The organism is Enterobacter cloacae complex sp. 309I3, assembly GCF_050031595.1.
In the GTDB taxonomy this organism is placed as follows: Bacteria; Pseudomonadota; Gammaproteobacteria; order Enterobacterales; family Enterobacteriaceae; genus Enterobacter; species Enterobacter cloacae.
The window spans coordinates 3,200,363-3,215,195 of sequence record NZ_JBLGWI010000001.1; the positions used below are offsets into that span (position 1 = coordinate 3,200,363).

General features: G+C 52.7%; 11 protein-coding genes. 3 read left to right on the forward strand and 8 right to left on the reverse strand.

Annotated elements, in window-relative coordinates:
• Positions 1-120 precede the first annotated feature (120 nt).
• Positions 121-1,704 carry a TerC family protein gene (locus tag ACQG22_RS15250; RefSeq protein WP_045294488.1) on the forward strand — a complete coding sequence of 528 codons (1,584 nt, stop codon included), beginning with the start codon at positions 121-123 and terminating at the stop codon, positions 1,702-1,704.
• Positions 1,705-1,777: 73 nt separating this feature from the next.
• Here the strand turns inward: ACQG22_RS15250 and asmA are convergent, their stop codons facing one another.
• The 3 genes from asmA to udk form a co-directional block, all read right to left on the reverse strand.
• A complete protein-coding gene (asmA, locus tag ACQG22_RS15255) occupies positions 1,778-3,628 on the reverse strand; it encodes an outer membrane assembly protein AsmA (protein ID WP_369706979.1) in 1,851 nt (616 codons plus the stop codon).
• Positions 3,629-3,650: 22 nt separating this feature from the next.
• Positions 3,651-4,232 (reverse strand): dCTP deaminase, encoded by a 582-nt coding sequence (dcd, locus tag ACQG22_RS15260; RefSeq protein WP_013097886.1) that lies wholly within the window; start codon positions 4,230-4,232, stop codon positions 3,651-3,653.
• A gap of 88 nt (positions 4,233-4,320) precedes the next feature.
• Entirely contained in the window at positions 4,321-4,962 is a 642-nt protein-coding gene (gene udk, locus ACQG22_RS15265; protein WP_008500855.1) for a uridine kinase, read from the reverse strand.
• Positions 4,963-5,306: 344 nt separating this feature from the next.
• On the opposite strand from udk, the gene ACQG22_RS15270 reads away from it, so the two are divergent.
• Positions 5,307-8,636, forward strand: coding sequence for a diguanylate cyclase (locus ACQG22_RS15270; protein WP_369706980.1), 3,330 nt, complete (start codon positions 5,307-5,309; stop codon positions 8,634-8,636).
• Here ACQG22_RS15270 and alkA read toward each other — a convergent pair.
• Positions 8,601-9,473 carry a DNA-3-methyladenine glycosylase 2 gene (gene alkA / locus ACQG22_RS15275; RefSeq protein WP_369706981.1) on the reverse strand — a complete coding sequence of 291 codons (873 nt, stop codon included), beginning with the start codon at positions 9,471-9,473 and terminating at the stop codon, positions 8,601-8,603. The genes ACQG22_RS15270 and alkA overlap by 36 nt on opposite strands.
• A gap of 130 nt (positions 9,474-9,603) precedes the next feature.
• On the opposite strand from alkA, the gene yegD reads away from it, so the two are divergent.
• Positions 9,604-10,956: a molecular chaperone gene (yegD, locus tag ACQG22_RS15280; RefSeq protein ID WP_048971174.1), complete on the forward strand. Its 1,353-nt coding sequence runs from the start codon at positions 9,604-9,606 to the stop codon at positions 10,954-10,956.
• 51 nt (positions 10,957-11,007) lie between these two features.
• Here the strand turns inward: yegD and ACQG22_RS15285 are convergent, their stop codons facing one another.
• The 4 genes from ACQG22_RS15285 to ACQG22_RS15300 all read right to left on the reverse strand — a co-directional run bounded on the left by ACQG22_RS15285 (position 11,008) and on the right by ACQG22_RS15300 (position 14,824).
• Positions 11,008-12,495, reverse strand: coding sequence for an EAL domain-containing protein (locus tag ACQG22_RS15285; protein ID WP_369706982.1), 1,488 nt, complete (start codon positions 12,493-12,495; stop codon positions 11,008-11,010).
• Between the two features lie 369 nt (positions 12,496-12,864).
• Positions 12,865-13,338: a hypothetical protein gene (locus ACQG22_RS15290; protein ID WP_038420142.1), complete on the reverse strand. Its 474-nt coding sequence runs from the start codon at positions 13,336-13,338 to the stop codon at positions 12,865-12,867.
• A complete protein-coding gene (locus tag ACQG22_RS15295; protein WP_038420144.1) occupies positions 13,313-14,050 on the reverse strand; it encodes a winged helix-turn-helix domain-containing protein in 738 nt (245 codons plus the stop codon). The genes ACQG22_RS15290 and ACQG22_RS15295 overlap by 26 nt, the downstream gene beginning before the upstream one ends.
• Positions 14,051-14,149: 99 nt before the next feature.
• Complete coding sequence (locus ACQG22_RS15300) at positions 14,150-14,824, reverse strand: hypothetical protein (protein ID WP_013097894.1); 675 nt, start codon at positions 14,822-14,824, stop codon at positions 14,150-14,152.
• Between the last annotated feature and the right edge of the window lie 9 nt (positions 14,825-14,833).

Genomic DNA, 14,833 nt, shown 5'->3' on the forward strand with positions numbered 1-14,833 from the left:
GTTCTTCCTTTTTGCCGGATCGTATTAAGAGAAATCTCAGCCCGGCATTGCAATTTCCCCTGGCTTTATCCATGATCGAAGTGTGACATTGCTCATATAACAGAAGGTATTGCGATTACTATGGAATGGATTGCCGATCCATCAATCTGGGCCGGGCTGGTTACGCTGGTCGTCATCGAATTAGTGCTCGGTATTGATAACCTGGTCTTTATCGCCATCCTCGCCGAAAAACTCCCCCCGGCGCAGCGCGACCGTGCGCGCGTAACGGGCCTGCTGCTGGCGATGGTGATGCGACTGCTGCTGCTGGCCTCAATCTCCTGGCTGGTGACCCTGACAAAGCCCCTTTTCTCCGTTCACGGCCTGAGCTTTAGCGCGCGTGATTTGATCATGCTCTTCGGCGGGTTGTTCCTGCTGTTTAAAGCCACGGTAGAACTGAACGAGCGGCTCGAAGGCAAAGACAGCGAAAACCCCACCCAGCGGCGTGGGGCTAAATTCTGGCCGGTGGTGGCGCAAATTGTGGTGCTCGATGCGGTCTTCTCCCTGGACTCCGTCATTACCGCCGTCGGGATGGTCGACCATCTGGCGGTGATGATGGCTGCGGTGATCATTGCCATTACGCTGATGGTGATGGCAAGTAAAGCGCTGACCCGGTTTGTGAACAGCCACCCGACCATTGTGATTCTCTGCCTGAGTTTCCTGTTAATGATTGGCTTTAGCCTGGTGGCAGACGGCTTTGGGTTCCACATTCCGAAAGGCTATCTCTACGCCGCCATTGGTTTCTCCGTCATGATTGAGGCGCTTAACCAACTGGCGATTTTCAACCGCCGCCGTTTCCTCTCGGCAAATCAGACATTACGTCAACGCACCGCCGACACGGTGATGCGCCTGCTCAGCGGGAAGAAAGAAGATGCGGAGCTGGATGCTGAATCTTCCGCGATGCTGGCCGATCACAGTGACGGGCAGATCTTCAACCCGCAGGAACGATTGATGATTGAGCGGGTGCTCAATCTTAACCAGCGCACGGTCAGCAGCATCATGACGTCGCGCCATGACATCGAACATATCGACCTCACCGCCCCGGAAGAGCAGATCCGCGCCCTGCTGGACAGAAACCAGCATACCCGGGTGGTCGTGACGGGGGGTGACGAAGAAGAGGAGCTGCTGGGCGTGGTGCACGTCATCGACCTGCTGCAACAGCAGCTGCACGGTGAGGCACTCAATTTGCGCGCCCTGGTGCGCCAGCCGCTGGTGTTCCCGGAGGGGCTGCAGTTGCTCTCTGCCCTTGAGCAATTCCGTAACGCGCGTACGCACTTTGCCTTTGTGGTGGATGAGTTTGGTTCGGTTGAGGGGCTGGTTACGCTCAGCGACGTGATGGAAACCATCGCCGGTAATTTGCCAAACGAAGTGGATGAAATCGATGCGCGCCACGACATTCAGAAAAACGCAGACGGTTCATGGACGGCCAACGGCCATATGCCGCTTGAAGACCTGGTCCAGTATGTTCCCCTGCCGCTGGATGAAAAGCGCGAGTATCACACCATTGCGGGTCTGCTGATGGAGTATCTGCAGCGCATTCCCCAGCAGGGTGAAGAAGTTCAGGTAGGCGACTATATGCTCAAGACGCTGCAGATTGAAAACCATCGCGTGCAGAAGGTGCAGCTGATACCGCTGCGCGACGAAGACGAGATGGATTTTGAGGTGTAGGAAAAACAAGTTGCTCCCTCTCCCGTGGGAGAGGGATGGGGTGAGGGCATCAGGCCACCCGGCACAACAGGCATCACAGCTTATCGAGCAGCTTTTTCACATCCTTCCCGGTCTGTGAATCTTTATTACGATCCGCCCAGTCGTTCAACCGACGTTTGGCTTCATCCTGCAGATGCTTGCGCAGGATCTGATCCACCTGCAGGCTGTAGTTCAGCGACTGCCATTGGCCATATACGCTCAGCGGTACCGGCGTCTCTTTCAGGAAGTCGATCAGCTTACCTTCACCCTGCCAGCCGGACAGCACCTGAACGTTGAAGTGGGTATCTGCCGTCTCTTTTACCAGATCGAGCTTGCCCTCGCCGGTTAATGACAACAGTGAGGAGGTCCCCTGCATGCCGTTCAGAGAGAGCTGCCCATTGTCGAGCGTCAGGTCACTGCTAAAGCTGTCGAGACGCGTGGCGCTGTCGTAATTTTCCTGCGCTTTAACTTCGCTGCTACGCTCCACCGCCTGCTGTACCAGCTGCTGGAAGTTGAGCCCTTCCATGCGGGCATCTTTCAGTTCAAGGTGAGCCTGCCCCTGCCAGTCGCGGCGGAAAGCATCAGCATCGATCTTCGTGCCCGAGAAATCCCCCGCCAGCGTCAGTTGACCCGTCATGGAGATGGGGTAGTCAAAGGCTTTCAGGATGGTGCCAATCTCAACGTTGTCGAGACGCGGCTGAAATTCCGCAGTCGAGGCCTCTTTACGCACATCCAGCGTGCCCGGCAGGGAAAGGTGCCCGGCGCCCATTTTGCCGCTCAGTTCGGAGATCACCAGCAAACCGTTCTGGTTGAACATCTGGCTGCTCACGTCGGTGAAATCGATACCGCGCCAGCGCAGGCTGTTGGCCTTCAGCAGAATGTCCGCCGTGAAGCCCCGCAGACCGTTATAGTCCGGCTGATCGAGATTAGACGAGATAACCGGACGCGTCTGTTTCCCCTGGTTTTGCCCGAGCTGCGCGGGATCGTTGTCCGTAGCGCTCGCCGGAGGCGGAGGAAGCAGGTTTTCCAGGTTGAGCTTGTCAAACTGCAGATTGAGCACCCATTTCGGCTTCGCCTCCAGAATGACGCTCGCCTGCCCTTTCAGGCTGCTGTCGTTCGCCTGCAGGTTGAGATTATTCATCTCCAGCTGTTTTAACTCTTCACGCCAGACGGCCTGCATCGTTCCCTGACCGGCAATCCCCTGGGCAGGGAGATCGGCTCCTGTCAGTTGCCAGTTCAGCTGCTGAATGTCGGCGGTAAGCTGGTGCGGATAATCCGACGCATTGATGCTGGCATTCAGAGACAAAGTGAGATCGCGCTGATCGCGGTTGACCCGTCCGCTAAACTCCAGCGAAGCAAGATGGTGCTCATCCTGCTCCATCTTGAGGTTGATATTCCGTACGGTGACCTGCTCATCGTCTTCATGCTGGAAAACCAGCACGCTATCGGCCACCTTCAGTTTGCCAATATCGAATGACCAACCCGTATCGGACGGTTCATCAGGTAAGGTATTTTCCCGCGGCGCAACCGGCGCATCCGCGTTACGCACGGCTTCAGTTTGTTGCGTCAGCTGAATCACCGCGCCTTTTAACATCACCTGGTTGACCTGCAACTGGTGCGAAAAGAGCGGAACTAACGCCACATCAAGGCGCATGTTATCGGCAGACACCAGGGGCTGCGCAGCCCCCGGCGCGGTTAACGACATGCGGCCAGAGAGAATGCTGAGCTGGGGCCAGACGTGCCAACGCAGCGGCCCATCCAGCTTCAGTTGATAACCACTGCGGGCTTCGACCTGCCGCACCATATAGGCGCGGAAATCATTCGGGTTAACCAGCAGAACCAACGCTGAAAGGCCAGCAACCAGCACCACCAGCAAAATCATCAGCGTTGTCAGAACTCTTCTCATGGCATCCTCAATGGACTAACGATCAGTCTTTATCAATACGGCTGGCAACCGCACCCTGCTGGTCGCGGTATTTTGCGTCCTGACGGCGGTTGTAAGGACGATCGGCCGGACCCGTCAGCGGTTCAAAGCTCAGCGCACCAATCATCATGCCCGGGCGCAGCGCCAGCGGCAGTTTACCGGCGTTGAAAAACTCCAGCACGATTCGGCCCGACCAGCCTGGATCGATACGGTGCGCGGTCACGTGTACCATCAACCCCAGACGCGCCAGAGAGGAACGGCCATCGAGCCAGCCCACCAGATCCGCGGGCAGCGTCACCGATTCAAAGGTCACCGCCAGCGCCAGCTCGCCCGGATGCAGATAAAAGGCTTCGCCTTCGTCGATAACGATTTCGTCACTCATCACGCGATCAAGCGCGGCGCTGACTTCATCCTTCGGCCCGCTAAGGTCGATGAACGGTGCGGTATGGCCGCTGAAGGTGCGGAATTTATTCCCCAGTCGCACATCAACGGTGACACCATTGATACGCTCCACGGGTGGACGTGGGGTAATAGACAGGCGGCCTTCATCCAGCCAGGCTTCTATATCGCGATCACAAAGACGCATGGCACTCTCTCCTTTCGTGCATCGTGCCCTGAGGATAACGCCTCAGGGCAAAGCAGGTTATCTCTGAACGGTACACAATTCGCGCGGCTTATTCAAAAAACTGGCTGATTTTCGCTTTTAAGATATCAATGGCAATGCGGTTTTTGCCTCCGCGCGGCACGATAATATCGGCGTATTGTTTGGATGGTTCAATAAATTGCAGGAACATTGGGCGAACGGTTTTCTGGTACTGCGCCATGACGGAGTCCATTGAACGGCCACGTTCGTTCACGTCACGCTTGATGCGGCGCATCAGGCAGATGTCCAGCGGGGTATCAACAAAGATGGAGAAGTTCATTGACTCGCGCAGACGCGCGTCGGTCAGAAGCAGGATGCCTTCAAGGATAATCACCTTCTTTGGCTCAATGCGAATCGTTTCCTGCGTGCGGGTATGTTCCACGTAACTATAAACAGGCAGTTCAATCGCCTGGCCGCTCTTGAGCGCTTCTAAATGCTGGAACAGCAAGCTGTGATCCATGGCATTAGGATGGTCATAGTTCGTTTTTACGCGCTCTTCCATCGACAGATGGGATTGGTCTTTGTAATAGCTGTCTTCGGGAATGACGCCGATGTGCTCATCACCAACTTGTTCACGCAGTTCGCGGTAAAGCGTACTGGCAATAAGACTTTTACCTGAAGCCGATGCGCCGGCAATGCCTATAATGACGCACTGATGAGACTTATCAGTCATAAATTTAGCGACCTGATTAACCTGGATGTTAAGGAAGGACGACGCCGGAGCGTCAAACGCGGCAATTATAGGGATTTCACGGGCGTGATACCAGTCGAAAGCGCAGGTTATGCGAGACAGGCTGAAAAGTGACGTCATGTTCCCTGAGTGAAATTTTTACGCGCGTTTTTTCAGCGTTTAACAGGATTTTTTTACACACTAACTATTTAATAAATCTATGATGTCAAATTATGAGCAGTCGCCATATGAATTGTAAATTGTTTGTACTAGCATAAACCAAATTAGCACATTCACTCGTCCGGACCTTCACTCCCGACGGCATGGCGTCTCTGGATAAAGCGGTAATGAATAAACAACACCAGCGGGTTTTGGTTACCACCCCACATCCTCTTATGCGACTTGTCTGTCTGGGCCTGGTCACCTTTATCTTTACCCTTTTTTCGCTGGAGTTGACCCGCTTCGGCGCGCTGCTGGCTCCGCTCTGGTTTCCCACCGCCATTATGATGGTGGCGTTTTATCGCCACGCCGGAAAAATGTGGCCCGGTATTGCCCTGGCCTGTTCGTTTGGCAATATTCTGGCCTCGTGGATGCTCTTTTCCTGGTCGTCGATTAATCCGACCTATACCGCCATTAACGTGGTGGAAGCGGTAGTTGGTGCGTTATTACTGCGCAAACTGCTCCCCTGGTACAACCCGCTGCAGAATCTGAATGACTGGATCCGCCTGGCCATCGGCAGCGCGCTGATCCCCCCGCTGGTGGGCGGTGTGCTGGTGCATTTACTGATACCCAGCCCGGAGCCGCTGCGTAATTTCCTCGTGTGGGTCTTGTCTGAAGCGGTTGGCGCACTGGCCCTGGTGCCATTAGGGTTACTGTTTAAGCCGCACTATCTCCTTCGCCATCGAGACCCGAAGCTGCTGCTGGAAACGCTGGTAACCATGGCCGTGACGCTGGTCCTTAGCTGGGCGGCCATCGTCTGGCTGCCGTGGCCTTTTACCTGCGTCATTGTTCTGCTGATGTGGAGCGCTGTGCGCCTGCCGCGCATGGAAGCCTTTATGGTGTTTCTGGTCACCGTGATGGTGGTTTCGCTGATGATTGCCCATAACCCGGAGGCACTGACCACGCAGCACACCGGCGCGATGCTGAATGCCCCCTGGCTGCCGTTCCTGATGCTGCTTCTGCCAGCCAACGTCATGACCATGGTGATGTATGCCTTTCGCGCAGAGCGAAAACACATCACTGAAAGTGAAGAGCGTTTTCGTAATGCGATGGAGTATTCCGCTATTGGCATGGCGCTGGTCAGCATTGACGGCCAGTGGCTGCAGGCCAATAAAGCGCTGTGTAACTTTCTTGGCTACAGCCAGACGGAGCTGCAGTCGCTCACCTTCCAGCAGCTAACCTGGCCGGAAGACCTGCACACCGATCTCGAACAGCTTGAACAACTGGTCAACGGGGATATCAACACCTACACCCTTGAGAAGCGCTACTACACCCGCAGCGGCGAAGTGGTCTGGGCGCTACTTGCCGTCTCGGTTGTACGTCATGCCGACGGTTCACCGCTCTATTTCATTGCCCAGATTGAAGATATTAACGATCTGAAGCAGACCGAATGGGTCAATAAACGGCTGATGGAGCGCATTACCCTTGCCAATGAAGCGGGCGGCATTGGCATCTGGGAGTGGGATCTGGAGCCGGACATCATCAGCTGGGATAAGCGGATGTTTGAGCTGTATGAAATCCCGCCGCACATCAAACCTACATGGCAGCTCTGGCACGATACGATGCTGCCTGAAGATCGCGCCCATGCGGAAAAAGTGCTTCGGGAATCACTCATTTCACGGCTGCCGTTTAAGCTTGAATTCCGTATTCGCGTGAAAGAGGGGGTACGCCATATTCGCTCCCTGGCGAACCGGGTCCTGAACAAACAGGGGGAAGTCGAACGCTTGCTCGGTATCAATATGGACATGACCGAAGTGAAGCAGCTCAATGAGGCCCTGTTCCAGGAAAAAGAGCGTTTGCACATTACCCTCGACTCCATCGGCGAAGCAGTGCTGTGTACCGATGTCGACATGAATGTCACCTTTATGAACCCGGTCGCCGAGAAAATGAGCGGCTGGTTGCAAACCGAGGCCATCGGCCAGCCGGTGCTAAAGGTACTGCATATCACCTTCGGCGAAAAAGGGCCGCTGATGGAGAATATTCACAGCGGCGATATGTCCCGTTCAGATATCGAGCAGGATGTGGTGCTGAACTGCCGTACCGGCGGCGTTTTTGATATCCATTACAGCATCACCCCGCTCAGCACGCTGGACGGGCAGAATATCGGCTCGGTGCTGGTTATTCAGGACGTCACCGAATCGCGAAAAATGTTGCGTCAGCTCAGTTATAGCGCTTCTCACGATGCCCTCACCCATCTGGCAAACCGGGTCAGTTTCGAAAATCACCTCAAGCGGCTGCTGCAAACCGTGCAGGAGACGCGCCAGCGACATGCGCTGGTGTTTATCGATCTCGATCGCTTCAAAGCCGTCAACGATACCGCAGGCCACGCGGCGGGCGACGCCCTGTTGCGGGAGCTTGCGTCCTTGATGCTGACCATGCTGCGCTCCAGCGACGTGCTGGCGCGTCTGGGCGGGGATGAATTCGGGCTGCTGCTGCCGGACTGCAATATTGAAAGTGCCCGCTATATTGCGGGTCGGCTGGTCCATACCATCAACGACTATCACTTTATGTGGGAGGGCCGCCTGCACCGGATCGGCGCCAGCGCGGGGATCACGCTGATTGATGAAAATAATCATCAGGCCTCGGAAGTCATGTCCCAGGCCGACATTGCCTGCTACGCCTCGAAAAACAACGGTCGCGGCGTGGTGACAGTGTACGAGCCGCAGCAGGAGCGGGCACACAGCGCGCGCAGCATGATGTCGCTTGATGAACAGTGGCATATGATCAAAGACAACCATCTGATGATGATCGCCCGCAGCGTGGCCTCCCCGCGCATCCCGGAAAGCTGCAACTTCTGGCTGATTTCGCTGCGCCTGTGGACCAGCCAGGGAGAAGTGCAGGAAGAGCACGCCTTCCGTTCCGGCCTGGCGGAGCCTGAGCTTTTACATGCGCTGGACCGCCGTATATTTAGCGAATTCTTCCGCGCGTATGCCGCTCCGGTTGCCAAAAAAGGCCTCGGGGTCGCCCTTCCCCTGTCCGCCGCGGGTTTAGCCAGCACCACGCTGATCGACGAATTACTCGACCTGCTGGATAAAGGGCCTTTACCGGGCCGTCTGCTGCATCTGGTCATCGCGATCGACGTTGTGGCAAACCCGGATCCAAACGTCCAGACGGGGCTGCAAAAGCTCCGCCACGCTGGCTGCCGTGTGGTGCTCAGCCAGGCGGGACGCAACATGGAGCTCTTTAGCCACCTTGGTGCCAACGTGGCTGATTATCTGATGCTGGACGCCGAAGTGGTGACCAATGTGCACGGCAACCTGATGGATGAGATGATGGTCACCATTATTCAGGGCCATGCCCAGCGTCTGGGGATGCGTACCATCGCCGGTCCGTGTAACCAGCCCATCATGATGGATACGCTCTCCGGCATCGGCGTTGATTTTATTTTCGGTGACACCATCGGTGAGCCGCAGCCGCTGGATCTACTGCTGAACACCAGCTATTTCGCCATCAACTGATGGCGTCCAGCCGTCGGTATACCAGATGTGCAACAGGGCGTAAGAGCGCCACGGCTGCCAGCGCTGGGCGTAGCGGCGAATTTGCGCAGGCGTCATGCCGGCAAAGCGTTGCTTAATCAGGTAGTCATCCGGCAGGAACACATCTTTCGCCTGCCAGCCGCGCAGGGCAAGGTAATTTGCTGTCCAGCGCCCTATCCCCGGACGCTGCTGTAAGGCTTTCATCCCGGCCTCAATATCCGCAGGCGGGAACAGCGGAAACGTGCCGTCGACCACGGAGCGGGCCAGATGAATCAACGACTCCGCCCGTTTGACCGGCATGCCGAGGGCCTTCAGCGCCAGCGGATCCACCGCAGCCAGCACCTCAGGTGTGGGAAAGCACAAATAGCCCGGCGCATCTTTTACCGGTTCGCCGCACAGGGCCACCACCCGTGAGGCCAGCTTCGCCGCCATCGCCACGCTGACCAGTTGCCCCAGGATCGCCCGCACGCCCTGCTCGTAGGCATCCATCGCCCCCGGTAAGCGCAACCCAGGCCGCGCAGCGCCCAGGTCCCCCAGCGCCTGCTGAATTTGCTGCGGATCGCAGGCAAGATCGAACAGACCTGCGATGCGTTCAAGACAGGTCTGCGCAACCGGGATTAACCCCGGGCTGAGCGTGACGTTGAGCGTGTGGGTGTTCAGATCCGGGGTGACGCGAAAGATCCCCTGGTGTCGCTGGCAGGTGAAACTGCGCTCGTAGTAGCGTTCGGTAACCGTCTCGATCCCCTCCACCGCACGCGCGCCAAGAAAGCCAAACATCCATTGCCAGTCGTAAGGGCGTTGCCAGGTCAGGGTATACATTGTCACTCCTTTTTTGTTCACCTCAGCATAAACCGAAAGGCCTTGTTTCGCCTTGCTTTCATATTCCTGTTGTCGCCGGTCGGGCATTCCGCTAAAGTCTCGCCCCTTCTCACTGGCATGGGGATTAATCGTGTTTATTGGATTCGACTACGGTACGGCGAACTGTTCGGTTGCGATTATGCAAAACGGACAACCACTGCTCCTGAAAATGGAAAACGAGAGTACGCTGCTGCCGTCAATGCTCTGCGCACCAACCCGCGAAGCGGTCAGCGAATGGCTGTTCCGCCACCATCAGGTTCCGGCCACGGCGGCGGAATCACAAGCGTTGCTGCGCCGGGCCGTCAGTTTTAACCGCGAAGAAGATATCGACGTCACACCGTCGAGCGTCCAGTTTGGCCTCTCGTCGCTCGGACACTACATTGACGACCCGGAAGAGGTCTACTTCGTTAAATCGCCAAAATCGTTTCTCGGCGCCAGCGGGCTGAAGCCGCAGCAGGTGGCGATGTTTGAAGATCTGGTCTGCGCCATGATGCTGCATATTCGCAATCAGGCGCAAACCCAGGTACCGGAGGCGATCGATCAGGCAGTAATTGGCCGTCCGATCAACTTCCAGGGGCTGGGTGGCGACGAGGCTAACCAGCAGGCGCAGGGGATCCTTGAACGTGCCGCGCACCGCGCGGGCTTTCGCGACGTGGTATTCCAGTATGAGCCGGTGGCGGCGGGGCTGGATTTTGAAGCCACGCTGACAGAAGAGAAGCGCGTGCTGGTCGTCGACATCGGCGGGGGCACCACCGACTGCTCACTGCTGCTGATGGGGCCGCAGTGGCATAACCGTCGTGACCGCGAAAACAGCCTGCTGGGGCACAGCGGCTGCCGCGTGGGCGGTAACGATCTGGATATCGCGCTCGCCTTTAAGAGCCTGATGCCACTGCTGGGCATGGGTGGGCAAACGGAAAAAGGGATCGCCCTGCCGATCCTGCCCTGGTGGAACGCTATCGCCATCAACGACGTCCCCGCGCAGAGCGATTTTTACAGCAGCGCGAATGGCCGCTTCCTGAACGATATGGTGCGCGATGCCCGGGAGGCCGACAAGGTCGCCCTGCTCTACAAAGTCTGGCGTCAGCGTCTGAGTTATCGCGTGGTGCGTACTGCCGAAGAGAGCAAAATCGCCCTCTCCGATCGCCCGGAGCATGCGGTTTCCTTGCCGTTTATCAGTGAAGATCTGGCAACCGCCATTTCTCAGGAAGGACTGGAAACCGCGCTCGCCCAGCCGCTGCAGCGCATTCTGGAGCAGATGCAACTGGCGCTGGAGAACGGCAAAGAGAAGCCGGACGTGATTTACCTGACCGGCGGTAGCGCCCGTTCGCCGCTGATCAAGAAAGCGCTGGCAGAACAGCTGCCGGGCATTCCAATTGCCGGCGGCGATGACTTTGGCTCCGTCACGGCGGGGCTGGCGCGCTGGGCGCAGGTGATGTTTAGTTAAATACACAAACTGAGGCCCCTCGATCATCTCGTGGGGCCTCAGTATCGGTATCTATAGTGAGCGACAACGCTCCACTTGCATTGGGTCTGAATTTAGTCTTTTTCTCCTCCATGCAGACCCTATTGCTGCGGAGCCATACTGCTGCATATAGCGATGAAATTCAGCCAGTGCCATAGGTGGCATGAAATAATACCCCTGCAGGAAATCAACCTTATGGGCGATAAGCCATTCGCATTGACAGGCATACTCCACGCCCTCTGCAACAGTACGTAACCCCAGAATGCCAGCCAGATTAATGATCGATTCCAGCATCGGCAGCGTCTGATCTTCTGCATGGATCCCTTTGATAAAGATCTTATCAATCTTAATCACGTCCAGCTCGAGTTCATTCAGACAACACAGATTGGCGTATCCCGTTCCAAAATCATCCAGAGCAAAGAGGACACCCCGGTTACGTAACGAACGGATTAACTCTTTTATTGCAGGCGTGACTACCAGTGTCTGGTTTTCAGTAATCTCAATCATCAATTTTATTGGCAGTGATTCCGTTAATTCCAAAAAATTGAGACATTCCCAATAGAAAACAGGGTTACTCAAATTTGAGGGGCTCACGTTAAACGCCACAAAAAAAGACTGTCCCTGCCAGGTAATATCGTGATTTAAATGACTCGCGACCTTATTCATCAGATAACTTGTCAGATCGTTTATTTGACCACTAATTTCCGCCAGCGGGATGAACTCACGTTGAGAAATGGCATAGTTGTGGCCTGAAGGCCACCGCGCCAGCACCTCAACGCCACACAGCTCTCCTTTACTTCCGACGATGGGTTGAAAATAAGGCACAATCTCATCATTTTTCAAAGCCAGAGTTAATCTATTAGCTTCGTTGCTATCAAATATACCCTCTGTCATTGTTTGGCTTGTCTTTTTGTCATGTGCCCCCCATCGTTCTGCCAAAAAACCATTTCTGGAAAGATAAATTATAGTCTCATTAAAGTTATCAAAACTCAGGCGATGAGTTATTTTATCTCGATAACGATAGAGCGATTTTGGCGTTAAAGAATTTGCCTTGCAAAATTCTTCCAGCCCCATTTTAGTGAAAGAGGCGTAAATCATCTCTTGTTCAAAATCACTTAAATGAAATCTATCAACGCAGCCCAATGTTGACGGAGCGCCCCCCTGCACATTTGACATCAATTTAGTTTTTAGAACAGAAATAAGGCTATTACAGCTTACTTTAGCGTTAACAGACTCACTATTTTCACAGCCTCGATTGATACATTTACTTTTACTCATCGTGAGAACAACACTGTTAACATAGATAAACTGGCTGCTATTTCTTTGCAGCCATTTTTGTATTATACAAAATGGCACTCTGTTATCAATGATTAACAAACAGCTGTTGTACTGTGGCATTAAAATGTCTGAATCAGAAACAAACGTTCCAGAATCAACGAGTACCAGATTAGGCAGAAATGATCTTATTCCTGAGAAAAGATAAATGTCGTAACTGAGCAGAAAGACCTTTTTCGTGTTCATAATTATCACCGTAAAAGTTTAATTGAAAATCGCTTCCTTCTATCGTACAGAGAGAAAGATTATATTTGCTTTGGTTTTCGCAAAACATCCAATGCCCGGTAGACAATATCCGCCTTAATAAAACAAGAACAAGAAATGGTTAATCTTAATGGTCCCTCCCTCCGTCAAGATCATATTTTTTCCACAATGATAAGAATATTTCCGCAGCAGATACAGAAATTTTCCTTATCCTAATACAGTACAAATTAATGCACTTACATTCAGAACCAGACAAAATAAAATAAGAATAAAAAGAAAAATTACAGAATTAATGTCTGTGAAACTCACAAGATGAAGAGAATCACGCCAAAGAGAAGTCTCATTGTCACGTTACTTTGCTCGACAGACCATCAGCGTGCGCCGTAGATCCCTGATCCCATAAACGTTATCGGTGATATGTATGATCTTGTAATAAAAGAGTTGTTGCTTAGACATGAGCAGGTTGGTTATTTCATCAGGCAAGTCATCGTTATCATTTTTTACCACCGCAATGCGTTGCGTACGCAAATAACCATCACTGTCTTCTCTAAGGAAGCTCAAGGTAGTGGAGCGATTAATAGCATAATGTTTACCGTTAACATCCAGCACCCCAACTTGTGAGAAAGCACCTTCCTCTGCAGACGAAATCCTCAAAACTAACAAAACCTCACCTTCAATGCTCACCCCCTCTTTTTGAGTATGGAGAAAAACATGGCTTTTAGCCGTACACACAAAAGCCGATGGAATACGAGGGCAATTAAGCAAAAAAAGAAATATCACCATAACCGCAGCGAACATACTAATAAAGATAATTTTCGCACTCATGCACCGTTCCTTTTTGCTCCATTTTACACACGCTAAAGAAATACTCTTTCAGTTTATTACCTGCCGATAAGTTATTGTCATCATAAAATATGATGACTTTATCTCTTCCTTCACAAATGGAACTGTGTTTTTGCCAATTTGGTGAATTTAAAAATCGGGATAACTTCACTGATGAATTATCATCTGTGGTGTAAAAATCACACGAGCCGGATTTCAATATATGTACAACCCCATCGTTATTGCGAAACATTAATATGAGAAAAAAAACCATAACTGCACAGACAGTAAAAGTGAAAACACACCATAGGATAAGCTGCGGCCAACGTCTATACTGCAAAGCCTTATCAACAATATCTAACTGGGTGGTCGTTATTCTTTTACTCTTGATATCATCATTCACGCTGCTGACCCGGGCCTGAAAAAGGAACCCTTCGCGCGGGATCGTGACGATTATATTGTTCAAGCCTAACGATGAAAAAGCTTTGCGCAATATGCTCACGCTTTTATTAAGGCTATGCCCTGAGGGTATCATGCCATGTTTTCCCCAGACCTCTTCGATGATCAGTTCCCGGTTTACTTGCTTATAGTTATTATCAATAAAAAGTTCCAGTAACCTTGAGGTTGGTGCAGAGAGGATAATCCTTTCACCTTGCACACTTAATACCCTCTGCTCTGAATCGTATAAAACCTGACCGTTAATTATTTTTTTCATCCAGATAAACTCTTATTTTTATCTTTGACGAGATTCACATACGATACAGAATATATTCACACCAGATAGTTAGCAATACAAGAATAGTTTGTTCCAATTTTATGAGGCATGTGTAAAACATCCACTACCAACAGGGATATACTTTTGCAAAGCCACTATAAATTTTTTATTTTGTGCTTTCAGTTCGGGGCTTCGGTACGTTTCTCCCGGTAGAATATAGCGAATGGTCGCTTCATCATCGGTCGAATTGCACCCCTTTTGAACAATGATTTTAAAAAAGGTATTTCCTGTATTTTCAAGAACCCCTTTCTGCTCATCCAGCATATAATGCAAATTCATTTTTCGTGGCCGAACAACCAGAATGGTTTCCAGTGCGATAGCTGGTATCGCTTCGCTCTTTTTACCCCTGTTGCGCTCCGGGAAAAGGGTGATGGGCATTTCAGTAAACTGCACACGGTAGTAGCGCTCCTTGTCATCCTGCGGACCACGATAGAAAATCTTGAAAAACTCTCCTGCATCCGGTGCAAGCGAGAAATTAAGCGGTGCAAACAGTAATTCGCCCTCTTCGATAGCCTGGCGACGCTCCCCGCCAGGCCCGGGCTTATCAATTTTCACCGCCGAAATGCTGTAAATATTCTGCTTGTGGCTGTCATTAAAAACACGTTTGCTGATAAAGGATTTATCCGCCGCCATGTCAAAAATGGTTGAATCAAGATACAAGGCGCGTGCGGGCAGGCTAAATAACGCCAGGAGAGCCAAACCAGTAACGATCATAGCCACACG